Source organism: Pseudomonas sp. G7(2022) (assembly GCF_052660475.1).
The window spans coordinates 6211128-6234378 of record NZ_CP109659.1 but is presented as its reverse complement, the minus strand read 5'-3'; the positions used below and the strand labels follow the sequence as shown (position 1 = coordinate 6234378).

The following is a 23251-nucleotide window of genomic DNA, read 5'->3' as shown; positions in this document are numbered from 1 at the left end:
GATATGGGTGCAAATCTACTGGATCTGTTCCCGATGTATTTTATTCCTCCCGTCGCGGTACGACGGGGGGAATTAATTGAAGGTTTAAATCAGCTCGCCGCACAGGTCGAGTTCGACCAGACGCCGTACTTCAGCTGTATCAAGGCCTGCACCCAGCAAACCATTTAACTTGCCGAACGCTGCTTCGCGAGTCATGCCGCCACCGGACAACACGCCAACACCACGCAAGCGGCTGCCAGCCTCGTACACATCCAGCTCCACACCGCCTTCATGGCACTGCGTGACCGCAACCACCACGACACCGTTGTCCCGCGCCCGACCGAGGCTGGCGAGAAATTGCGGGTTGTCGCTTGGCCCGGTACCGCTGCCATAGCACTCCAGCACCAGACCCTGAATGCCGCTGTCGAGCAGGCCGTCGATGATCTCGGCGCCAATGCCCGGGAACAGCGGTAACACCGCCACCTTGGCCAGTTGCTTGGGTTGGTTGTAGTTCAGCGCGGCTGGCAGCGAGGTAGCTTTCACGCCACCGCCCTGACGTTCCAGACGTTTGAACGGATGGCGGCCGAAGCTGCGCACTTTCGCGCAGCGGGTCGGGGCCAGCAGTTCGCCGTGGAAATACAGATGCACGCCCGGCGCCAGGCCGTGGCCGAGGGCGACCAATGCGCCGCTGAGGTTTTCCCACGCGTCGCTGTCGGTGACGCCGGCCGGCAGCATCGAGCCGGTGAAGCACACGCGGGCATGCAGGCCGAGCAACTGGAAGCTCATGGCGGCGGCGCTGTAGGCCAGGGTGTCGGTGCCGTGCAGGATCAGCACGCTGTCGCAGCCTTGCACATCGACGGCGTCGACCACCGCTTCACGCAGTTGCTGCCAGTAGGCCGGGGTCATGTTGGCGCTGTCGATCAGCGGCGACATCTCGCGAAAGCGCCACTGCGGTACCACCAGCTCAGGCTGGCTGTGCAGGTAATCGCGCATCCGCGCTTCGAAACCGGACGCCGGAGCCAGGCCATTGGCGCTGGCCTGCATGCCGATGGTGCCACCGGTGTACAGCACCATCACGTGCTGGGCGGCAGGGTAGGAATTGGCAATCATCTGAAGGTCTCCACAAGAGATGACAGGTGGGAGCGGGCTTGCTCGCGAATGCGGTGTGTCAGCTAAAGATGTTTCGACTGATTCACCGTCTTCGCGAGCAAGCCCGCTCCCACAGGTAATGCATTGCACTTTAACTGACGGGCGCAGGGGATGCGCCCGTCATTCTCCCGTCAGCGTTGCGCTGCAGGGATGCCTTGCGGCTGAGCGTTGGCCTGGGTGTCGGCCGACGGATTGGCAGGCCAGGCCTTCAGGTCCAGATCCAGGTCGCTGAACTTGCTGGAGTCGAACACCGGCTGGTCGACGCCGGCACGGCGCTGCGCGTCGTAGTCGCGCATCACACGCATGCCGACCTTGAACAGCAGGGCCAGGGCCATCAGGTTGACGAAGGCCAGGCAGGTCATGGTGATGTCGGCGAAGGCGAACACGGTCGACAGATCCTGCATCGAACCCCAGACCACCAGTGCCAGCACCAGACCGCGGAACGTCATCAGCGCAGCGCGGTTGCGGGTGAGGAATTGCAGGCTGTTTTCGCCCAGGTAGTAGTTGTAGAGGATGCAAGTGAAGACGAACAGCGACAGCGCGACGCTGACGAACATGCGGCCCCAGTCACCGACCACGGCGGCCAGCGAGTTCTGGGTCAGGACGATGCCGTCACCTTCGAAGCCCGGGGTGTAGAAGCCCGACAGCAGGATCAGCAGTGCGGTGCAGGTGCAGATCACGAAGGTGTCGAGGAACACGCTGAACGCCTGAACCACGCCCTGAGCGCCCGGGTGCTTCACGGCCGCCACGGCGGCGACGTTCGGCGCACTGCCCAGGCCCGCTTCGTTGGCGAACACGCCACGCTTCACGCCCATGACGATGGCGCTGCCGAGCAGGCCGCCGAAGGCCGGGTCGAGACCGAAGGCGCTCTTGAAGATGGTTTCCAGCATGGCGGGCACGTGTTCGATCTGGGTGCCGATCACGTACAGGGTCACGCCGATGTAGGCCAGGGTCTTGATCGGTACCAGCAGGTCGGACACCGAAGCGATGCGCTTGATGCCGCCGATGAAGGTGATGGCCAGCAGCACAGCCAGGACGATACCGGTGTGTTGCGGATCAAAGGCAAAGGCGTTCTGCAGCGAGTGGGTCACGGTGTAGGACTGCAGGCCGATGAAGGCGAAGCCGTAGGTGACCAGCAGCAGGATCGAGAACACCACCGCCATACCTTTGAGTTTCAGGCCGTGCTGGATGTAGTAAGCCGGACCGCCACGGTACAGGCCATCGCCATCGGCGCGCTTGTAGACCTGAGCCAGCGTACATTCGAAGAAGCTGCTGGACATGCCGACCAGAGCGGTCACCCACATCCAGAACACCGCACCCGGACCACCGAGGGTCACGGCGATGCCGACACCGGCGATGTTGCCAGCACCGACGCGGCCGGCGAGGCTGAGCATCAGGGCCTGGAACGAGCTGAGTTGCCCGGCGCTGCCTTTGAGGCTGTCGCGGAACACCGCGAACATGTGGAAGAAGTGGCGCAATTGAACGAAACGCGAGCGAATCGTGAAGTAGCTACCGAGCCCGACAATGAGCACGATCAGTACTTTCCCTGAGAGGAAGTCGTTGATGACTTCGAGCATGGATTTTTCCTCGCTGTTTATTGTTTAAGCAAATGCTGGATGGTCAGAAACATCGCGTTACACCGGTGTGCGTGCGGCACAACGGGCGAGGCGAGGGTTCGTCCCGGATCCATATCGCGGGTTTGTTATTAGTTCGGGTTTCGCATGGGTTATGGCCTCGTTACCGACGACCGCTCACGCGAAGAGGGGCGGCACTATACCGATCAGTGCGGCGCCCGTCTGCACGGTTGTGGTGCAAGCGACGAAACGAAGCTTTGAAACACCCGACGTTACCGGCGTCGGGTTTGTGTGAAAGCTGATTTGCGGTCAGCTTCCATACATACGGTTCTCAGGTTCAAACAGTTAAAAAAAAGGGCTCGGGGAATGCTCCCCAAGCCCTCAAAAGGTGAGAGGTGTCTAGTCCCTCGACCTGGTGAGCGGTGCTACACGTCACGCGTCGGCTCAGGCTTTGAGCGGAACCAGACGCGGAGCAATCATGTTTTCCGGGCGCAGGATGTCGGCGAGCATGGCTTCGTCGAGCAGACCTTCTTCGCGCACCAGTTCCAGCACGCCGCGGCCGCTTTCAAGGGCGATACGGGCGATGCGGGTGGCGTTTTTGTAGCCGATGTACGGGTTCAGTGCGGTGACCAGACCGATCGAGTGTTCGACCAGTTCGCGGCAGCGCGCTTCGTTGGCAGTGATGCCGACGATGCAGTGCTCGCGCAGCATGTCCATGGCGCGTTGCAGCAGGCGGATCGAGTCGAGGATCTTGAAGGCGATCAGCGGCTCCATCACGTTCAGTTGCAGCTGGCCGCCTTCGGCTGCCATGGTCAGCGCCAGATCGTTACCGATGACCTGGAAGGCCACCTGGTTCACGGCTTCCGGGATAACCGGGTTGACCTTGCCAGGCATGATCGAGCTGCCTGGCTGACGCGCTGGCAGGTTGATCTCATTGATGCCGGTACGCGGGCCGCTGGACAGCAGGCGCAGGTCATTGCAGATCTTCGACAGCTTGACCGCGGTGCGCTTGAGCATGCCGGAGAACAGCACGAAGGCGCCCATGTCGGAGGTGGCTTCGATCAGGTCGGCGGCTGGAACCAGCGGTTGACCGCTGATCAGTGCCAGACGCTGTACGGCCAGGGCCTGATAGCGCGGGTCGGCGTTGATGCCGGTACCGATCGCGGTGCCGCCCAGGTTCACTTCAGTCAGCAGTTCCGGGGCCAGCGTCTTCAGACGGGCCAGGTCTTCGCCCATGGTGGTGGCGAAAGCGCGGAACTCTTGACCCAAGGTCATCGGCACGGCGTCTTGCAGCTGGGTACGACCCATCTTCAGGACGTGGTTGAATTCTTCACCCTTGGCCGCGAATGCCTGAATCAGGCTGTCGAGGCTGGCCAGGAGCGCGTCGTGGCCCAGCAGCAGACCCAGACGGATCGCGGTCGGGTAGGCGTCGTTGGTCGACTGCGCCATGTTCACGTCGTCGTTCGGGTGCAGGTACTGGTATTCGCCTTTCTGGTGACCCATCGCTTCCAGCGCGATGTTGGCGATCACTTCGTTGGCGTTCATGTTGGTGGAGGTACCGGCGCCACCTTGAATCATGTCGACCACGAACTCTTCGTGGAAATCACCGCGGATCAGACGGGCACAGGCTTCGCTGATGGCAGCGTGCTTGGCTTCGCTCAGGTGACCCAGCTCGCGGTTGGCGTCAGCGGCGGCCTGTTTGACCATCGCCAGACCGACAACCAGCTTCGGGTAGTGCGAAATCGGAACGCCCGAGAGACGGAAGTTGTTCACCGCTCGCAGGGTCTGGATGCCGTAATACGCTTGAGCAGGGACTTCGAGGGTGCCAAGCAGGTCGTTTTCTGTGCGGAATGATGCAGCGGAGGACATGATAGAAATCATCTCGATATGGACCCGGTCTGTGCCGGAACGCTGCGAATGCTAGGCTTGTGGGAATTTTTGGGCCAATGCTGTTAAACACTGCCCTATGCACATTCGGCATAATGCCCGTGTGACGCCGTGTGCGTGGCAGACGTGTGACCTGTTTTGGTGCGTGTCCGGGAGGACGTGATGAATCTGGAAAGCAAATGGCTCGAGGACTTCAGTGCCCTGGCCGCCACCCGCAGCTTCTCGCAGGCGGCCGAACGGCGCTTCGTGACCCAGCCGGCTTTCAGTCGGCGGATCCGCAGCCTGGAAGCGGCGCTCGGGCTGACGCTGGTCAACCGCTCGCGCACACCGGTCGAGCTGACGGCGGCGGGGCAACTGTTTCTGGTGACGGCGCGCACCGTGGTCGAACAGCTCGGTGAAGTGTTGCGCCATTTGCATCACCTGGAAGGCGGGCAGGGTGAAGTGATCCAGGTGGCGGCGGCGCACTCGCTGGCGCTCGGTTTCTTCCCGCGCTGGATCGCGCAACTGCGTAACGAAGGCCTGAACATCGCCACGCGGCTGGTCGCGACTAACGTTGGCGACGCGGTGCACGCGTTGCGTGAAGGTGGCTGTGATCTGATGCTGGCATTCTACGACCCGGACGCCGCGATGCAGATGGACCCGGAAATTTTCCCGTCACTGCATCTGGGGCAGACCGAAATGCTCCCGGTGTGCGCAGCGGATGCCAATGGCAAGCCACTGTTCGACCTTGAAGGCGAGGCCAGCGTGCCGCTGCTGGCGTACAGCGCCGGGGCGTTTCTCGGACGTTCGGTGAACGGCTTGCTGCGCCAGCGTCAGTTGCGCTTCACCACGATCTACGAAACCGCCATGGCCGACAGCCTTAAAAGCATGGCCCTGGAAGGCCTGGGCATTGCCTGGGTGCCGCAACTGAGCGTGCGTGCCGAACTGGCCCGCGGCGAACTGGTTGTCTGCGGCGGCCCGCAATGGCATGTGCCGCTGGAGATCCGCCTGTACCGCTGCGCACTGGTGCGCAAGGCCAACGTGCGGTTGTTGTGGCGCAAGCTGGAAGGCGGTGCAGCGAGTGGCAATAACTGAATGAAAGCAGAGGCGAATGTTGTTTTTCGCCTCTGCCAAGCCGGGTGAGCTTTATTAAAATACGAGAGCTCGTGGGATGCGGCAGGTTTGCATCAGTTCAATCGTCGTCCCAATCGTCTTGGGGGCGCGGCACGGCCCGCTGTGCAATCGGTTTGTCCAGGTAATTGCGAATGTTCTCTCTGTTTTTATCACTGAAGCGGTTGGCATTGCTTCGAAGTGGTGAGAAAGTATCATCACTCATGATTGTTTCGCTCCACCAGCCGTTGTACAGGATTTCGCTGTCTTCATGAGTCGCGCCGAACATGTGGCCCGCTTCGTGAGCAGGAACCATGTCGCTTCTTATCGAGGATATGCCCGCGTAACCCTTGTTTTGTGCAATTCCCATTGTGCTCGGGTTTATATTGTCGCGAGTCAGCAATAGATATTTGTTGAATCTTGTGTGCGAGTCTTGCAGGAGCACGGAGCCGAAATGGCTTTTTAATTTTTCTGCCCAAGCGTCCAAAGAACTGGCGGCGGATATTTTTTTATAATCAAAACCACTCAAGGTCTCTGCTTCTGACGGGGTGAACATATTGACTGATAGCTTGCGGCCGGACAGTTCCTGGATTTCGTCGGTAAACCAGGAAAAATGGGTGTTGTACAAGTCTCGTCTGCTGTCGTCCGATAAGTCCTCATGGATGAAGACGTTCAGTGTTAAAGGCTGTTTGGCCATGTTCCGTTCCTTTGGATGATTGCAATTTACTTGGTAGTGACGGGCAGGCGTGATGGTGCCGACTGTCCTGCCGTTGCGATTTTGGAAGTGCTATTAATATGGATTTGTTGCTGTGCAATATAAGTTTTTGTTTTTGGGTGGGGTCTCTGTTTTTTTATTTCATGCTGGGTTGTATATCATTTAAATTTTGTTGTGGCTCTTGGGAATGTTTTGATTTTTATTACATGAACTCATGCGGAAATTTGAGTACGCTCTCCATTCGACCTGTTGATCATGTTTCCCGTGGGAAAAAACGAAGCAATATTCTTGAACCTAGAGTCAGCAAAATGTGTGGTTAGGTTCAGATGACAGATGGTCGCGACGGGGGCTGTTTATTGCTTTCTTTGCGGTATACTGCGCGGCCTTCGGCCGGTACGTCCGGCCATTTTTCGTACAATCAAGCCACGCAACCTGCGTGGCTTGTTGTTTTATGACGCGCCTGCGGGCGCTCCAGAGAGAAGAGGCGCGACGATGAGTGCACTGGTTGGCGTGATCATGGGCTCCAAGTCCGATTGGTCCACCCTTAGCCACACCGCCGATATGCTGGAAAAGCTCGGCATCCCTTACGAGGTCAAGGTGGTCTCTGCCCACCGCACCCCGGATCTGCTGTTCCAGTACGCCGAAGAGGCTGAAGGCCGCGGCATCGAGGTGATCATCGCCGGTGCCGGTGGCGCAGCCCACTTGCCAGGCATGTGTGCGGCCAAGACCCACCTGCCGGTGCTGGGCGTTCCGGTCCAGTCGGCGATGCTCTCGGGCGTCGATTCGCTGCTGTCGATCGTGCAGATGCCGGCCGGCATCCCGGTGGCCACCCTGGCCATCGGCAAGGCCGGTGCGATCAACGCAGCCCTGCTGTCAGCGAGCATCCTGGGCGCCAAGCATCCACAATTCCACGCGGTACTGAAGACCTTCCGTGCCGAGCAGACGGACAGCGTCCTGGACAATCCAGACCCACGTATTGCCTGAGGTTGTTGAGATGAAGATCGGTGTAATCGGTGGCGGCCAGTTGGGTCGCATGTTGGCCCTGGCGGGCACCCCGCTGGGCATGAACTTCGCTTTCCTCGACCCTGCGCCGGACGCTTGCGCCGCCGCGCTGGGCGAACACCTGCGGGCCGATTACGGCGATCAGGATCATCTGCGCCAGCTGGCCGATGAAGTCGATCTGGTGACCTTCGAGTTCGAAAGCGTCCCGGCCGAGACCGTGGCCTTCCTGTCGCAGTTCGTGCCGGTCTACCCGAGCGCCGAAGCCCTGCGCATCGCTCGCGACCGCTGGTTCGAGAAAAGCATGTTCAAGGACCTGGGGATTCCAACCCCGGCGTTCGCCGACATCCAGTCGCAAGCCGATCTGGACGCCGCGGTCGCTTCGATCGGTCTGCCGGCCGTGCTGAAAACCCGCACCCTGGGTTACGACGGCAAGGGCCAGAAAGTCCTGCGCAAGCCGGAAGACGTTGTCGGTACCTTCGCCGAACTGGGCAGCGTGCCTTGCCTGCTGGAAGGCTTCGTGCCGTTCACCGGCGAAGTATCGTTGATCGCCGTGCGTGCCCGCGATGGTGAGACCAGGTTCTATCCACTGGTGCACAACACCCACGACAGCGGCATTCTCAAGCTGTCGGTCGCCAGCTCCGATCATCCGTTGCAGGCCCTGGCCGAAGACTATTCCGGCCGCGTCCTCAAGCAGCTGGATTACGTTGGCGTGATGGCATTCGAGTTCTTTGAAGTCGACGGTGGCCTCAAGGCCAACGAAATCGCCCCGCGTGTGCATAACTCCGGGCACTGGACCACCGAAGGCGCCGAGTGCAGCCAGTTCGAAAACCACCTGCGGGCCGTCGCCGGTCTGCCGCTGGGTTCGACCGCCAAGGTCGGTGAGAGCGCGATGCTCAACTTCATCGGTGTGGTTCCGCCGGTCGAAAAGGTCATCGCCATCGACGATTGCCATCTGCATCACTACGGCAAGGCCTTCAAGGCCGGGCGCAAGGTCGGACACGCCAATCTGCGCTGCAAGGACAAGGCGACCCTCGAGCAGCAGATCCTCAAGGTCGAAGCGCTGATCGCCGAGTAACGAGAGTTTCATCTGGCAGCGGCGGAACCATTGCGGGGCCGCCGTTCTCTGATGGCAGGATGCGAAAGTCTGACTAGGCTTCATCGCATATCTACCATTCAGAGGGAAATGCCATGGGAATTATCGGAACCATCTTTATCGGCCTCATCGTCGGCCTGCTGGCGCGGTTCCTGAAACCGGGCGATGACAGCATGGGCTGGATCATGACCATCCTGCTCGGTATCGGCGGTTCGCTGGCAGCCACTTACGGCGGTCAGGCCCTGGGCATCTATCAGGCAGGTCAGGGCGCAGGCTTCATTGGCGCGCTGGTTGGCGCGATCGTGCTGCTGGTGATCTACGGTCTGATCAAAAAGAACTGATCCAAAGCGACAAAGTCCTCTCTGCCAATCCGGTAGGGAGGGCTAGAATGCTCGACGATTCACTTTGCCCTCCTTATTCGAGCATCCTTTACCGAGCACCTTCATGCGCCGTCTTCTGTTGACTCTCCTTTTGCTGGGCAGCGGTCTGGCCCACGCCGGCGAACTGCCGGAAACCGACTGGCTGGAACTGATGCCCAAGTCGGACCAGAAAGCCCTCGAGGCCATGCCTGAAATCGACCACAACTCCCCGGAAGCCACCGGCACCTTCACCCAGAAAGGCGGGATGAAGCAGGCCAAGGGTTTGCCGGCGGTGATGTATTCGACCAAGACCGTGGCGTCGATGAACGACAAACACATCCGCATCGGTGGTTATCCGGTACCGCTGGAATCCGACGCAAAGGGCCGCAGTACGCTGTTTTTCCTCGTGCCATACCCCGGCGCGTGCATCCACGTGCCGCCGCCACCGCCGAACCAACTGGTGCTGGTGCGTTATCCAAAAGGCTTGAAGCTGGACGACATCTACACACCGCTGTGGGTGACCGGCACACTGAAGATCGAAAAGGTCAGCAATGACCTGGCCGATGCGGCCTACGCACTGGATGCGGACAAGGTGCGGGTAGTGCAGGAGTCGGATCTGTAATTCAGACCCGCAAAAAAAATCGCAGCCCCAGGGCTGCGATTTTTGTTTTCAGAGCGGCTGACTGCCGACGCTGACACCCATCGTATGACTGGCACTCGGTGCCAGTGTCACAACGTCGTCCATCACATTCGCCGTCTCGATGCACAGCATGCGCTGCCAGCCGTCGTTGTCCATGTCGCTGAACGCGGCGGCGCGGTCGATCCATGGGTTCCAGATCACGGCGGTGCGTGAGCCGGTCGCGGTCAGCACGATGCGCCGCTCCCAGGCCGGGTCGACGATGCTCAGTTGCGGCGGGACGTCGAGATAGATGCGGTCGGTTTCCCCGGCAAAGCGCAGGTCGCCTTGCTGGGCGTGCGTCTTCCAGTCATCCAGCGTCTCGATGTAGTCCAGACCGTCCACGCCTTCGACGCGCACGTTGCGCACATCGCTGACCGCGAAATAGCTGTGCAGCGCCTGGCTGATACTGACGGTGTTGACACCGCGGTTGTGGCTGGTCAGGCTGATGTTCAACTGATCATTCAGATGCAGGGTCAGAGTCAGGTCAACCTGATGCGGCCAACCCGCAAACCCGCCTTCGGGATACGGCAGCTTGAATTCAACCTTGACGCCCTGGTCCTCGGCTTCGATGCCGCCTAATTCCCAATCCATTGCCCGGACAAACCCGTGGGCGGCGGCCGGCTCTTCGCTGACACGCATCGCCTGCACGCTCTGCGGGTTGCGTTCGAACTTGCCGAACCACGGCCAGCACACCGGCACACCGGCGCGGATGCTCTTGCCGGTCTTGAACACGGCCTTGTCGTTGAGCCAGATGATCGGCGGCTGGCCATCGATCTGATAACTGAGGATGTGCGCGCCTTGCTGGGCCACCAGCACTTCGGCCTGACCGTGGCGGATGCGCCAGCAGTTCAGTTCATCCAGTTTCACGGCTTCAACGTTGGGCGTGTTCATCGGACAACTCTCGATCAGCAACTTGGACGACTATCGACCGTGAAACGGTCGCGAGGTTTAACGTGCGCGTGGCGGAACCGAACGGGTGCGACCGCTGCCATCGATGGCCACGAACACGAACACCGCCTCGGTCACTTTACGCCACTCGCTGGACAGCGGGTCGTCGCTCCACACCTCGACCATCATCTGGATCGAGCTGCGGCCGATCTCCAGGGTCTGGGTATAAAAGGACAATTGCGCGCCGACAGCCACCGGCACCAGGAACGCCATGCGATCGATGGCGACCGTTGCAACACGACCACCGGCGACGCGGCTGGCCATTGCGGTGCCGGCCAGGTCCATCTGCGCCACCAGCCAGCCGCCGAAAATATCGCCGAAGCCGTTGGTTTCGCGGGGAAGCGCGGTGATTTGCAAGGCCAGGTCGCCTTGCGGGATCGGATCTTCTTGTTCGAGCTCTATCATGCCGGGGGTGCCTCTGACCCGTGACTCTTCGTTGGGTATTGCTGGTGGTAGCCGTCTTCAGGAAAAACGATTCAGCACCGAACATACTACGTTCGTCACGTTTTCCATAAGGCAACTAAAGGGGAAACTCTGCGAAACCGGCTGGATCCACGCGCCAGGGCGACCAACGACGTTTTCGCACAGCAACCCCCTACAAGCCGGAGCAGGATTGCGAGTATATCGGTCGGTAGACTCCGCGACGACCATCCGGTTCTCATTTCGACCGTCAAATACGCGCCTCTATGTGCTTTTTCGAACAATTTGCTATGGTGCCGAACCTGCCCGAGCCACAGCCAGCGTTGTTGTGGCGGCAGATCCGACTATAAGAGAAGACCTTGCCATGACCACAGCGCCCTCGAGTCTCGCGCAGCCAGACCAACCCGCACGACCCTTGACCCGCAATGACTACAAGACTCTGTCGCTATCGGCCCTGGGGGGCGCGCTGGAGTTCTACGATTTCATCATTTTCGTGTTCTTTGCCACCGTGGTCGGCAAATTGTTCTTCCCCGCCGACATGCCCGAGTGGCTGCGCCTGATGCAGACCTTCGGCATCTTTGCCGCCGGCTACCTCGCGCGGCCGCTGGGCGGTATCGTCATGGCGCACTTCGGCGACCTGCTGGGGCGCAAGAAGATGTTCACCCTGAGCATTTTCATGATGGCCGTGCCGACCCTGATCATGGGCCTGCTGCCGACTTACGCGCAGATCGGCCTGTGGGCGCCGATCCTGCTGCTGTTGATGCGCGTCATCCAGGGCGCGGCGATTGGCGGCGAAGTGCCGGGGGCGTGGGTCTTCGTTTCCGAACACGTGCCCGGAAAGCATGTCGGCTATGCCTGCGGCACCCTGACCAGCGGCCTGACGGCGGGCATTCTGCTCGGCTCGCTGGTCGCCACTGCGATCAACAGCATTTATACGCCAACGGAAGTTTCGGATTACGCCTGGCGGATTCCGTTCCTGCTCGGTGGCGTGTTCGGCCTGTTCTCGGTCTACCTGCGCCGCTGGCTGCACGAAACCCCGGTATTTGCCGAACTGCAACTGCGCAAGGCTCTGGCCGAGGAAGTGCCGCTGCGCGCGGTGCTGCGTGACCATCGCGGGGCCATCGCAGTCTCGATGCTGCTGACCTGGCTGCTGTCGGCCGGCATCGTCGTGGTGATCCTGATGACCCCGACCGTGCTGCAGACGGTCTATCACTTCTCGCCGACGGTGGCGTTGCAATCCAACAGCCTGGCCATCGTATTTTTGAGCGTGGGCTGCATCATTTCCGGCGCGCTGGCGGACCGCTTCGGCGCCGGTCGCGTATTCGTATTCGGTTGCCTGGGTTTGCTGGCCAGCTCCTGGACCTTCTATCACAGCCTCGCCGACCATCCGAACTGGCTGTTCCCGCTGTATGCGCTGACCGGTTTCCTGGTCGGCACCATTGGCGCGGTGCCTTATGTGATGGTGAAAGCGTTCCCGCCGGTGGTGCGCTTCAGCGGTCTGTCCTTCTCTTATAACGTCGCCTACGCCATCTTCGGCGGCCTGACCCCGATGGTGGTCAGCCTGCTGCTGAAAGAAAGCGCGATGGGGCCTGCCTACTATGTGGCGGTGCTGTGCGGGATGGGGATCCTGGTCGGCGCGTGGCTGTGGAGCAAAGGTCGCTAAGCCACCTTCACACTTGCCGTTACAACTGAAAGGCCAGCCTTCCGACAGGGATGCTGGCCTTTCATCCAATTGTCATATTTCAGCCATAGAGTGTTCACACGGCCTGCTGATACTTGGCCCCGACTTAACACACCCTATTTGCTAGGAGTAAGGCATGAAACTGAAGCGTTTGATGGCGGCAATGACTTTTGTCGCTGCTGGCGTTGCGACTGCCAACGCGGTTGCCGCTGTTGACCCTGCTATCCCGAGCTACACCAAGACCACTGGTGTGTCGGGCAACCTGTCCAGCGTCGGTTCCGATACCCTGGCCAACCTCATGACCCTCTGGGCTGAGAACTACAAAAAAGAATACCCAAACGTAAACATCCAGATTCAGGCCGCTGGCTCCGCCACCGCGCCACCTGCGCTGACTGAAGGCACCTCCAACCTGGGCCCGATGAGCCGCAAGATGAAGGACACCGAGCTGGCGGCCTTCGAACAGAAATACGGCTACAAGCCAACCGCTATCCCGGTTGCCGTGGACGCCCTGGCTGTGTTCGTGCACAAGGACAACCCGATCCAGCACCTGACCATGGAACAGGTTGACGCGATTTTCTCGTCCACCCGTCTGTGCGGCGCCAAGGCCGACGTGAAAACCTGGGGCGACCTGGGCGTGACCGGCGACCTGGCCAACAAGCCGGTTCAGCTGTTCGGTCGCAACTCGGTATCCGGTACCTACGGCTACTTCAAGGAAGAAGCCCTGTGCAAAGGCGACTACAAGCCTAACGTCAACGAACAGCCAGGCTCGGCTTCGGTCGTGCAGTCGATCAGCTCCTCGCTGAACGGCATCGGTTACTCGGGCATCGGCTACAAGACCGCCAGCGTGAAAACCGTTGCTCTGTCGAAGAAAGGCAGCACTGACTTCATCGAAGACACCGAAGAAAACGCCCTGAACGGCAAATACCCGCTGTCGCGTTTCCTGTACGTGTACGTCAACAAAGCCCCGAACAAGCCTCTGGCCCCGCTGGAAGCCGAGTTCGTGAAACTGGTTCTGTCGAAACAGGGCCAGGAAGTGGTCGTGAAAGACGGCTACATCCCGCTGCCAGCCAAGGTTGCTGCAAAAGCACTGGCTGACCTGGGTCTGCAGGAAGGCGGCGCTGAAGTCGCAAAAAAGTAACAAACTGAGTCAGGGGTGAACCCCGCCTGACTCCCGTGTGGGGCCCGGCCCGCAAGCGGCCCGGCTCCCACACTCCCCGAATTCTTCTATCCACTGCCAGTGCCCTGCTGGCGGCGGATTTGGTGCGTCACTGCATTGTCATCTTTCTGTCATACAGGATCGCTAGGGTGTGCGCATGAATGATCTGGCCAATTCCAAAATGACTACGAACCCTCCCAAGCGCATTGATTTCAATACGCCTGAGTTGCAACGCAAGCGCCGCATTCGCGCGCTCAAGGATCGCTTCACCCGCTGGTACGTCCTCGTCGGCGGTCTGGCGGTGCTGGCAGCCATCACCCTGATCTTCTTTTTCCTCGCCTACGTCGTCGCGCCCCTGTTCAAGGGTGCGGAACTGACCGCGAAAGACGCCATCACCCCGGCCTGGATGCAGGACGCCGGCAAGCCGCTGATGATTTCGCTCGAAGAGCAGAATCAGGTGGCCATGCGCGTTTCCGACAAGGGCCAGGCGCTGTTCTTCGATATCGACAGTGGCGCTGAATTGAAGCGCGTCGATCTGCCTTTGCCGGCAGGCGCCAGTGTGACCTCCATCGGCGAAGACCAGCCGGGCCATCCGCTGGTGGCCGTGGGCCTGTCCAACGGTCAGGCGCTGGTGTTCCGTCACACTTATAAAGTCAGCTACCCGGACGGCAAGAAAACCATCACCCCGGCGATCGAGTTCCCGTACGGCGAAGCGCCGATTGCGCTGAACGAGAGCGGCGGTGCGCTGGAGCACGTCAGCCTCAATGCCACCGACTCGACCCTGATGCTGGTCGGTTCCACCGGTTCGCAACTCAACGTGCTGTCGCTGACCAGCGAAGAAAACATGATGACCGGCGAAGTCACCAACGAGCAGAAGCGTATCGATCTGCCGCAGATGACTGAGCCGGTGAAAAACATCTTCGTCGACCCGCGTCAGCAATGGCTGTACGTGGTCAACGGTCGCGCTCAGGCCGACGTGTTCAGCCTGCGCGACAAGAGCCTCAACGGTCGTTACAAACTGCTGGAAAACGCCGATGCGCAAGTCACTGCCGCCACTCAACTGGTAGGCGGTATCTCGCTGATTGTTGGCGACTCCACCGGGGGCCTGGCCCAGTGGTTCATGGCCCGTGACACCGATGGCGAGCTGCGCCTGAAGCAGATCCGCACCTTCCGGATGGGCAAGACGCCGATCGTTGAAATCACCGCCGAAGAGCGCCGCAAAGGCTTCGTTGCCCTGGATGCTTCCGGCAAGCTCGGCGTGTTCCACAGCACCGCGCACCGCACCTTGCTGGTCGATCAGGTGGTCGAGGGCCAGGGTCTGTTCGGTCTGTCGCCACGGGCCAATCGTGTGATCGTCGAGGCCGGCGGCAAGCTGCAACCGCTGCTGCTCGACAACCCGCACCCGGAAGTTTCATGGAGCGCGCTGTGGAGCAAGGTCTGGTACGAAAACTATGACGAGCCTAAATACGTCTGGCAATCGACTGCGGCCAACACCGATTTCGAACCGAAACTGAGCCTGTCGCCACTGACCTTCGGCACCCTGAAAGCCGCGTTCTACGCGATGCTGCTGGCTGCACCGCTGGCCGTTGCCGCTGCGATCTACACCGCGTACTTCATGGCCCCGGGCATGCGCCGCAAGGTCAAACCGGTGATCGAGCTGATGGAAGCGATGCCGACGGTGATCCTCGGTTTCTTCGCCGGTCTGTTCCTCGCACCTTATGTGGAAGGGCATCTGCCAGGCATTTTCAGCCTGCTGATGCTGCTGCCGATCGGCATCCTGATCGCCGGTTTCACTTTCAGTCGCCTGCCTGAGTCGATCCGCCTGAAAGTCCCGGACGGCTGGGAAAGTGCGCTGCTGATCCCGGTGATCCTGTTCGTGGGCTGGCTGTCGCTGTACATGAGCCCGTTCATGGAGAACTGGTTCTTCGGCGGTGACATGCGCATGTGGATCTCCCACGACCTGGGCATCACCTACGACCAGCGCAACGCTCTGGTGGTCGGTCTGGCCATGGGCTTTGCGGTGATCCCGAACATCTACTCGATCGCTGAAGACGCCGTGTTCAGCGTGCCACGCGGCCTGACCCTGGGCTCGCTGGCCCTCGGTGCCACGCCATGGCAGACCATGACTCGCGTGGTGATCCTGACCGCCAGCCCGGGCATTTTCTCGGCACTGATGATCGGCATGGGCCGTGCAGTCGGCGAGACCATGATCGTGCTGATGGCCACCGGCAACACCCCGGTCATGGAAATGAACCTGTTCGAAGGCCTGCGCACCCTGGCCGCCAACGTCGCGGTGGAAATGCCGGAGTCGGAAGTCGGCGGCAGCCACTACCGCGTGCTGTTCCTCTCGGCGCTGGTGCTGCTGTTGTTCACCTTCGTCATGAACACCCTCGCAGAACTGATTCGTCAGCGTCTGCGCAAGAAATACTCGTCGCTTTAAGAAAGGTAGAAGTCTGTGAAACAGAACTCCCTGAAAGGATGGTTCAAGAGCGGCGCCCCGGGCGTCTGGATCAGCGGTGGCGCGGTGTCCATCGCGGTCATCATGACCATTGGCCTGCTGGCGGTGATTGCCGTGCGCGGTCTGGGTCACTTCTGGCCGGCGGACCTGATCCACGCCAGCTACGACGTGCCGGGCCAGGGCAATCACCTGGTCATCGGCGAAGTGGTGCAGAAGGAAGAAGTGCCCCGCGCACGCCTGAAGAGCGCCGGCCTGCCGGTGCCTGACCAGGGCCCGGAATTCATGACCCGCGAGCTGATCAAGGTCGGCAACCGGGACCTGAACGGCAACGACTTCACCTGGATCGTCGGCGAGTGGCTGACCAATCAGACGAATCCGCCGGAGCTGATGGCGCTGGAGCGTCGTGAGTGGGGCAACTTCTACGGCTACCTGGTCAACGTCAAGCAGGACGGCAAGGTGATCGCCGAAGGCGAAGCGGCCTGGCCTGAGCTGCAAGCGCGGATCAACCGCGTGAACGGCCTCGCCGCGCAGCTCAAGTCGCTGGAAAAGACCGACATCGGCGCGATCAACGCCGGTCTCGAGCGCATCCGCCTGCATGGCCGCAAACTGGAACTGGAAGGCAAGCTCGACGCCACCGCGCAAGCGGACATGGAATCCGAGCGCGCCGAGCTGAATGCTCGCTATCAGGACATCGAGGCGCGTCTGGCCGATCTGCACGCGCAGTTCAACCGCGACGCTTTGACCGCTCGGGATGCCAACGGCAAGGAAATCGAAATCGGCCTGGGCAAAGTGGTTCACGCTTACCAGCCCAACGCCATGGGTACCTTCACCAAGATCGGTTTCTACTTCAGCAAGGTCTGGGAATTCCTGTCTGACGACCCGCGTGAAGCGAACACCGAAGGCGGGATCTTCCCGGCGATCTTCGGCACCGTGATGATGACTCTGATCATGGCGATGATCGTGACCCCGTTCGGCGTGCTGGCGGCGGTGTACCTGCGTGAATACGCCAGGCAGAACACCCTGACCCGGATTATCCGGATCGCGGTGAACAACCTGGCGGGTGTTCCGGCGATTGTTTACGGCGTGTTCGGTCTGGGCTTCTTCGTCTACGTGCTGGGTGGTTCGCTCGACCGTCTGTTCTTCCCGGAAGCGCTGCCGGCACCGACCTTCGGTACGCCGGGTCTGCTCTGGGCTTCGTTGACCCTGGCGCTGCTGGCGGTACCCGTGGTGATCGTGGCCACCGAAGAAGGTCTGGCGCGTATCCCGCGCACCGTGCGTGAAGGCTCGTTGGCCCTCGGCGCGACCAAGGCTGAAACCCTGTGGAAAATTGTGCTGCCGATGGCCAGCCCGGCGATGATGACCGGCATGATCCTCGCCGTGGCTCGCGCCGCCGGTGAAGTGGCGCCGCTGATGCTGGTGGGTGTGGTGAAACTGGCGCCGTCGCTGCCGGTGGACGGCAACTACCCGTACCTGCACCTGGATCAGAAGATCATGCACCTGGGCTTCCACATTTACGACGTCGGCTTCCAGAGCCCGAACGTCGAGGCTGCGCGGCCGCTGGTCTACGCCACGGCGCTGCTGCTGGTACTGGTGATCGCCACCCTGAACCTGTCGGCGGTGTACATCCGTAACCACCTGCGCGAGAAGTACAAGGCGCTGGACAGCTGATCGCCGTCACAAGAATTGAAGGGCTGCCAGCCTGTATCCCGGCAGCCAACCGAACCGAATTTGTTAGCACAGGGGATCTCCCATGCAGCACGAAACACATACCCATGGCATCAACATGTCTGCCTTGGGCCGCGACAAGCAGAGCCTGAACCTCGAGCAGGAAACCGTGGCCATCGAAGTGCCGGGCCTGAGCCTGTTCTACGGCGAGAAACAAGCGCTGTACGACGTCAGCATGAACATCCCGAAACAGCGCGTGACCGCCTTCATCGGCCCGTCCGGCTGCGGCAAGTCCACGCTGCTGCGGACCTTCAACCGCATGAACGACCTGGTGGACGGCTGCCGCGTCGAAGGCGCGATCAACCTGTACGGCAACAACATCTACCGCAAGGGCGAAGACGTGGCCGAGCTGCGTCGCCGGGTCGGCATGGTGTTCCAGAAGCCTAACCCGTTCCCCAAGACCATCTACGAAAACGTGGTCTACGGCCTGCGCATCCAGGGCATCAACAAGAAGCGCATCCTCGACGAAGCCGTCGAGTGGGCATTGAAAGGCGCGGCCCTGTGGGACGAAGTGAAAGACCGTCTGCATGACTCGGCCCTCGGCCTGTCGGGTGGTCAGCAACAGCGTCTGGTGATCGCCCGGACCATCGCCGTGGAACCGGAAGTGCTGCTGCTCGACGAACCGTGCTCGGCCCTCGACCCGATCTCGACCCTGAAAGTCGAAGAGCTGATCTATGAGCTCAAATCCAAGTTCACCATCGTCATCGTGACCCACAACATGCAGCAGGCGGCGCGGGTGTCGGACTACACGGCGTTCATGTACATGGGCAAACTGGTGGAATTCGGCGACACCGATACCCTGTTCACCAATCCGGCCAAGAAGCAGACCGAAGACTACATCACCGGTCGTTACGGCTAGCAGACACTGGTTGTCGCTCACTGAATTGACGCTGCGGCCCGCCGCACCTTACCGGACGCTCCAAGGACGCCAACATGATTAGTAAAGAAGGCCTTACCCATCACATTTCCGCGCAGTTCAACGCCGAACTGGAAGAAGTGCGCAGCCACCTGCTGGCCATGGGCGGACTGGTCGAAAAGCAGGTCAACGACGCGGTCACCGCGCTGATCGAGGCCGACTCGGGCCTGGCCCAGCAAGTGCGCGAAATCGATGACCAGATCAACCAGATGGAACGCAACATCGACGAAGAATGCCTGCGCATTCTGGCCCGTCGTCAGCCGGCGGCGTCCGACCTGCGTCTGATCATCAGCATCTCCAAGTCGGTGATCGACCTGGAGCGTATCGGCGACGAAGCGACCAAGATCGCCCGCCGTGCGATCCAGCTGTGCGAAGAAGGCGAAGCGCCGCGCGGTTACGTCGAGGTGCGCCACATCGGCGACCAGGTGCGCAACATGGTGCGTGATGCGCTGGACGCCTTTGCTCGCTTCGATGCCGATCTGGCGCTGTCGGTGGCACAGTACGACAAGATCATCGACCGTGAATACAAGACCGCCCTGCGCGAGCTGGCGACCTTCATGATGGAAGACCCGCGCTCTATCTCGCGGGTCTTGAGCATCATCTGGGTCCTGCGTTCGCTGGAGCGGATCGGCGACCACGCACGCAACATCTCGGAGCTGGTGATCTACCTGGTGCGCGGCACCGACGTGCGCCACATGGGCCTCAAGCGCATGAAAGAAGAAGTTGAAGGGACAAGCGGCGAAACCGCTAATGTTCCGGGCGATGCTGACGATAAGTAAGATTGCCTGAGAAAAGCGCCCGGCCCTTTGGCCGGGCGTTTTGTTTCTGCTTTCACATGGCAGATCCGAATGAAACAGCGAATTAAAGCAGCACCCGCGAACGAAAAGTCCCGGCGTGACTGAAGAGTTTTGGCAATGTGCCATCAGCCAGCGTTATGCTTGCCGGGATTTTAATAGGGGTGTTGGATGAGCAAGATCAGTGTGTTGGTCGTGGACGATGCATCGTTCATTCGTGACCTGGTGAAAAAGTGCCTGCGTAATTACTTCCCGGGGATCCGCACCGAGGACGCCATCAACGGCAAGAAGGCCCAGGCCATGCTGGCCAAGGAAGCCTTCGACCTGGTGCTGTGCGACTGGGAAATGCCGGAAATGTCCGGCCTCGAGCTGCTGACCTGGTGCCGTGAGCAGGACAACCTCAAGACCATGCCGTTCATCATGGTTACCAGTCGCGGCGACAAGGAAAACGTCGTGCAGGCGATTCAGGCCGGTGTTTCCGGCTACGTCAGCAAACCGTTCACCAACGAGCAACTGCTGACCAAGGTCAAACAGGCCCTGAACAAGATCGGCAAGCTCGATGCCCTGATGAACAGCGCGCCAACCAAGATGAACTCGGCGTTCGGCAACGACTCCCTGAGCGCGCTGACCGGTGGCAAGGCTGCGGTTGTCGGTGCTGCACCGGCCGCCAACCCGTTTGCCAAACCTGCCGCTGCAGCCCCGGCACCTGCCGCCGCGCCACAGCGTGGCCTGCTCAACAGCCCGCCGGTGAAAGCCCCGGCAGCCTCCAGCGCTCCGGCCGGCGGTCGCGGTCAGGGCCAACTGCGCCTGCCGGGCGGTACCCAGCAATGCGTGATCAAGGCCTTGAGCATCAAGGAAGCGCTGTTGGTGGTGAAACGCACTGACAGCCTGCCACAGGTCCTCGACAGCGCCGTGCTGGACCTGGAACAGGGCGACAACGCCGAAATCGCCCGCCTCAACGGCTACCTGCACGCCGTGGTCGCCCACGAGCCGAAGCCCGACAGCGAGTGGCTGCAACTGACCTTCCGCTTCGTCGACCAGGACGCGCAGAAGCTCGACTACATCTCCCGCCTGATCGCCCGCGGCACGGCGCAGAAGCACTTCGTTCCGGGCGCGTAAGCGTCGCGGCCAAAAAGGTCGCAGCCATGTGGCATCCCCCGCAACGGATCGTATTCCAATGCGGGGAGTGCCCGGGCTGCGACCTTTTGTTTTGTGCTGTGCCAAATTTGAAACATCTGTCGACTAGCCTGGTCTGCTTCAGCTGCTAGGCTCATTCCCAGGCCTTACTCGACAGAGCTTTTGCCCATGCCCCTGCGCCTGCTGTTTTTCTGTGGTCTGTTCATGGCCTCCACCTCGACGGTGGCCATGACGATCTACAAATCCACCGATGCCAACGGAGTGGTTTCGTACAGCGACCGTCCGAGTAAAGGCTCCCAGGTGTTCGTGTTTCAGGACCGGATGGTCGAGCGCCTGGAGCGTCAGGTGTATCTCGACATCAAGAAACAGAAGGGCACTGACGTCGTGTTCGTGCGCAACGACCTGTATGCACCGGTCGAGGTTGCGCTGGCGTTTACCGGGATGAGCAACGTGCGTGGCGCACCGACGGAAACGATCCGCCGGGTGCTGCCGGCGCGCAGCAATACACGGCTGGCGTTGCTGACGGCGGTGTCCGGTGGCAAACCGCTGGTGTATACGCCGCAGTTCCAGTATTCCCTCGGCGACCCCGCTGGCGCCGCACAGAGCTATCGCTATCCGTTTCCCTGGCGTGGCGGGCCCTTCCGCCTGAGTCAGGGCGCCAATGGCGACTACAGCCACTATGGGCCGAAGAACAAATACGCGATGGACATCGCCATGCCGGTGGGCACGCCGATCATTGCGGCGAGGGCCGGGGTGGTGGTGAAGACCGAGAACTCGCAGAACGGCCGCGGCACCGATCCTTCCGGCAACTTCGTGCGGGTGCTGCACGACGACGGCACGATGGGTGTGTACCTGCATCTCAAGCAAGGGTCGGTGAGTGTGCGTGAAGGGCAACGGGTGGCGGTGGGCAGTCCGCTGGCGCTGTCCGGCAACACCGGCAACAGCAGCGGCCCGCACCTGCATTTCGTGGTGCAGCGCAATACAGGAGGGGGGCTGGTATCGATTCCGTATCAGTTCAACCAGCCGCTGGGCGCATTGCCCAACTTTGCGTTGGGCAAGCGGTAATCCCCCATCAGTCGAGCATCAGCACCTTGGCCAGAATGATCTTCGGGCCTTTCATCTTCTTGATGATGATGCGCAGGCCTTCGACTTCCAGCACTTCTTCCTCTTCCGGTACCCGTTTCAGGGTTTCGTAGATCAGCCCGGCGAGGGTTTCGGCCTCAATGTGGTCCAGATCGATACCCAGCAGGCGCTCGACCTTGAACAGGGGTGTATCGCCCCGTACGAGCAACTTGCCCGGCTGGTAGGCGAGGATGCCGCGCTCGGCCTTGCGGTGTTCGTCCTGGATGTCGCCGACCAGCACTTCCAGCACGTCTTCCATGGTCAGGTAGCCGATGATGTTGCCATCGGCCTCTTCGACCAAGGCGAAGTGCGAGCCGCCCTTGCGGAACTGCTCCAGCAGCTGCGACAGCGGCATGTGCCGCGACACGCGCTCCAGCGGGCGGGTCAGTTCGGCGAGGTTGAACGACTCGGGAATGTGATCCAGCGCCGCCAGTTCCAGCAGCAGATCCTTGATGTGCAACAGGCCGACGAATTCCTTGCGCTCGCTGTCGTACACCGGATAGCGGCTGAACTTGTGGCGACGGAACATCGCCAGGATTTCTTTCAGCGGTGCGTTGAACTCGAGGGTGATCAGGTCTTCGCGGGAGTTGGCCCAGTCGACCACTTCCAGCTCACCCATTTCCACCGCCGAGGCCAGCACGCGCATGCCCTGGTCGCTCGGGTCCTGGCCACGGCTGGAGTGCAGGATCAGTTTCAGTTCTTCACGGCTGTAATGGTGCTCGTGATGCGGGCCGGGCTCACCTTGCCCTGCAATGCGCAGGATGGTGTTGGCGCTGGCGTTGAGCAGGTAGATCGCCGGGTACATGGCCCAGTAGAACAGATACAGCGGCACCGCCGTCCACAGCGACAGCAGCTCGGGTTTGCGGATCGCCCAGGATTTGGGCGCGAGTTCGCCGACCACGATGTGCAGGTAGGAGATGATGAAGAACGCGGTGAAAAACGAGATGCCTTTGACGACTTCGGCCGACTGCACGCCGACCGCGCTCAGCAGCGGTTCGAGAATGTGTGCGAACGCCGGCTCACCGACCCAGCCAAGTCCCAGGGAGGCGAGGGTGATACCGAGCTGGCACGCCGAGAGGTAAGCATCGAGCTGACTGTGCACCGTGCGCAGGATGTGCCCGCGCCAGCCGTGCTGCTCAGCGATGGCTTCGACCCGGGTCGAGCGCAGTTTGACCATGGCGAATTCCGCCGCAACGAAGAAGCCGTTGAGCAAAACCAGGATCAGAGCGAAAAGAATCATGCCGAAATCGGCGAATATTGTTGCGAGGGACAAGCCAGGGGAAGGGTCCATGATGGAGTTTTGCGGGTTCCGTGTGATTCGAAAGAAAGAAAAATCCGCACCTGAAAGGCAGGCGCAAGTCAGCCAAT

Annotated in this window: 20 protein-coding genes; 13 read left to right on the top strand and 7 right to left on the bottom strand. The window is 60.8% G+C overall.

Annotated features, from left to right (window positions below):
* Positions 1-84: 84 nt before the first annotated feature.
* From NE357_RS28685 to aspA, 3 genes are all read right to left on the bottom strand, one after another.
* Positions 85-1089 (bottom strand): asparaginase, encoded by a 1005-nt coding sequence (locus NE357_RS28685; protein WP_169432512.1) that lies wholly within the window; start codon positions 1087-1089, stop codon positions 85-87.
* 170 nt (positions 1090-1259) lie between these two features.
* Positions 1260-2705 carry an alanine/glycine:cation symporter family protein gene (locus NE357_RS28680; RefSeq protein WP_169432511.1) on the bottom strand — a complete coding sequence of 482 codons (1446 nt, stop codon included), beginning with the start codon at positions 2703-2705 and terminating at the stop codon, positions 1260-1262.
* Between the two features lie 441 nt (positions 2706-3146).
* Complete coding sequence (gene aspA, locus NE357_RS28675) at positions 3147-4571, bottom strand: aspartate ammonia-lyase (protein ID WP_039765095.1); 1425 nt, start codon at positions 4569-4571, stop codon at positions 3147-3149.
* A 180-nt stretch (positions 4572-4751) separates the two neighbouring features.
* Between aspA and NE357_RS28670 the strand changes: the two genes are divergently transcribed.
* Entirely contained in the window at positions 4752-5663 is a 912-nt protein-coding gene (locus NE357_RS28670; RefSeq protein ID WP_169432510.1) for a LysR substrate-binding domain-containing protein, read from the top strand.
* Positions 5664-5760: 97 nt separating this feature from the next.
* Here the strand turns inward: NE357_RS28670 and NE357_RS28665 are convergent, their stop codons facing one another.
* On the bottom strand, positions 5761-6375 hold the full coding sequence (locus NE357_RS28665; RefSeq protein WP_169432509.1) for a hypothetical protein: 615 nt from the start codon (positions 6373-6375) through the stop codon (positions 5761-5763).
* Positions 6376-6885: 510 nt separating this feature from the next.
* Here NE357_RS28665 and purE point away from each other — a divergent pair.
* The 4 genes from purE (at position 6886) to NE357_RS28645 (ending at position 9469) form a co-directional block, all read left to right on the top strand.
* Complete coding sequence (gene purE, locus NE357_RS28660) at positions 6886-7377, top strand: 5-(carboxyamino)imidazole ribonucleotide mutase (protein WP_007954291.1); 492 nt, start codon at positions 6886-6888, stop codon at positions 7375-7377.
* A gap of 10 nt (positions 7378-7387) precedes the next feature.
* The gene (locus NE357_RS28655; RefSeq protein ID WP_169432508.1) at positions 7388-8470 is read left to right on the top strand and encodes a 5-(carboxyamino)imidazole ribonucleotide synthase; all 1083 of its coding nucleotides are present in this window, start codon (positions 7388-7390) and stop codon (positions 8468-8470) included.
* A 113-nt stretch (positions 8471-8583) separates the two neighbouring features.
* On the top strand, positions 8584-8829 hold the full coding sequence (locus NE357_RS28650) for a GlsB/YeaQ/YmgE family stress response membrane protein (RefSeq protein ID WP_003229635.1): 246 nt from the start codon (positions 8584-8586) through the stop codon (positions 8827-8829).
* 103 nt (positions 8830-8932) lie between these two features.
* Positions 8933-9469 (top strand): DUF3299 domain-containing protein, encoded by a 537-nt coding sequence (locus NE357_RS28645; protein ID WP_169432507.1) that lies wholly within the window; start codon positions 8933-8935, stop codon positions 9467-9469.
* A gap of 48 nt (positions 9470-9517) precedes the next feature.
* On the opposite strand, the gene NE357_RS28640 is transcribed toward NE357_RS28645, so the two are convergent.
* Positions 9518-10417 (bottom strand): D-hexose-6-phosphate mutarotase, encoded by a 900-nt coding sequence (locus tag NE357_RS28640; RefSeq protein ID WP_169432506.1) that lies wholly within the window; start codon positions 10415-10417, stop codon positions 9518-9520.
* A 57-nt stretch (positions 10418-10474) separates the two neighbouring features.
* Positions 10475-10879: an acyl-CoA thioesterase gene (locus NE357_RS28635; protein ID WP_003229628.1), complete on the bottom strand. Its 405-nt coding sequence runs from the start codon at positions 10877-10879 to the stop codon at positions 10475-10477.
* Between the two features lie 379 nt (positions 10880-11258).
* Between NE357_RS28635 and NE357_RS28630 the strand changes: the two genes are divergently transcribed.
* The 8 genes from NE357_RS28630 (at position 11259) to NE357_RS28595 (ending at position 21826) form a co-directional block, all read left to right on the top strand.
* Positions 11259-12557 (top strand): MFS transporter, encoded by a 1299-nt coding sequence (locus NE357_RS28630; protein WP_169432505.1) that lies wholly within the window; start codon positions 11259-11261, stop codon positions 12555-12557.
* 154 nt (positions 12558-12711) lie between these two features.
* Positions 12712-13713 (top strand): phosphate ABC transporter substrate-binding protein PstS, encoded by a 1002-nt coding sequence (locus NE357_RS28625; protein WP_011336616.1) that lies wholly within the window; start codon positions 12712-12714, stop codon positions 13711-13713.
* Positions 13714-14137: 424 nt separating this feature from the next.
* The gene (locus tag NE357_RS28620; RefSeq protein ID WP_169432725.1) at positions 14138-16171 is read left to right on the top strand and encodes an ABC transporter permease subunit; all 2034 of its coding nucleotides are present in this window, start codon (positions 14138-14140) and stop codon (positions 16169-16171) included.
* A gap of 15 nt (positions 16172-16186) precedes the next feature.
* On the top strand, positions 16187-17857 hold the full coding sequence (gene pstA, locus NE357_RS28615) for a phosphate ABC transporter permease PstA (protein WP_169432504.1): 1671 nt from the start codon (positions 16187-16189) through the stop codon (positions 17855-17857).
* A gap of 82 nt (positions 17858-17939) precedes the next feature.
* Positions 17940-18773, top strand: a complete 834-nt coding sequence (pstB, locus tag NE357_RS28610) for a phosphate ABC transporter ATP-binding protein PstB (protein WP_065258233.1) — start codon at positions 17940-17942, stop codon at positions 18771-18773.
* 74 nt (positions 18774-18847) lie between these two features.
* Positions 18848-19609 (top strand): phosphate signaling complex protein PhoU, encoded by a 762-nt coding sequence (phoU, locus tag NE357_RS28605; protein ID WP_065258232.1) that lies wholly within the window; start codon positions 18848-18850, stop codon positions 19607-19609.
* A 186-nt stretch (positions 19610-19795) separates the two neighbouring features.
* A complete protein-coding gene (locus NE357_RS28600; RefSeq protein ID WP_169432503.1) occupies positions 19796-20743 on the top strand; it encodes a response regulator in 948 nt (315 codons plus the stop codon).
* 186 nt (positions 20744-20929) lie between these two features.
* Entirely contained in the window at positions 20930-21826 is an 897-nt protein-coding gene (locus NE357_RS28595; protein ID WP_119426844.1) for a peptidoglycan DD-metalloendopeptidase family protein, read from the top strand.
* Between the two features lie 7 nt (positions 21827-21833).
* Here NE357_RS28595 and NE357_RS28590 read toward each other — a convergent pair whose 3' ends face one another.
* Complete coding sequence (locus NE357_RS28590; protein WP_169432502.1) at positions 21834-23174, bottom strand: hemolysin family protein; 1341 nt, start codon at positions 23172-23174, stop codon at positions 21834-21836.
* Between the last annotated feature and the right edge of the window lie 77 nt (positions 23175-23251).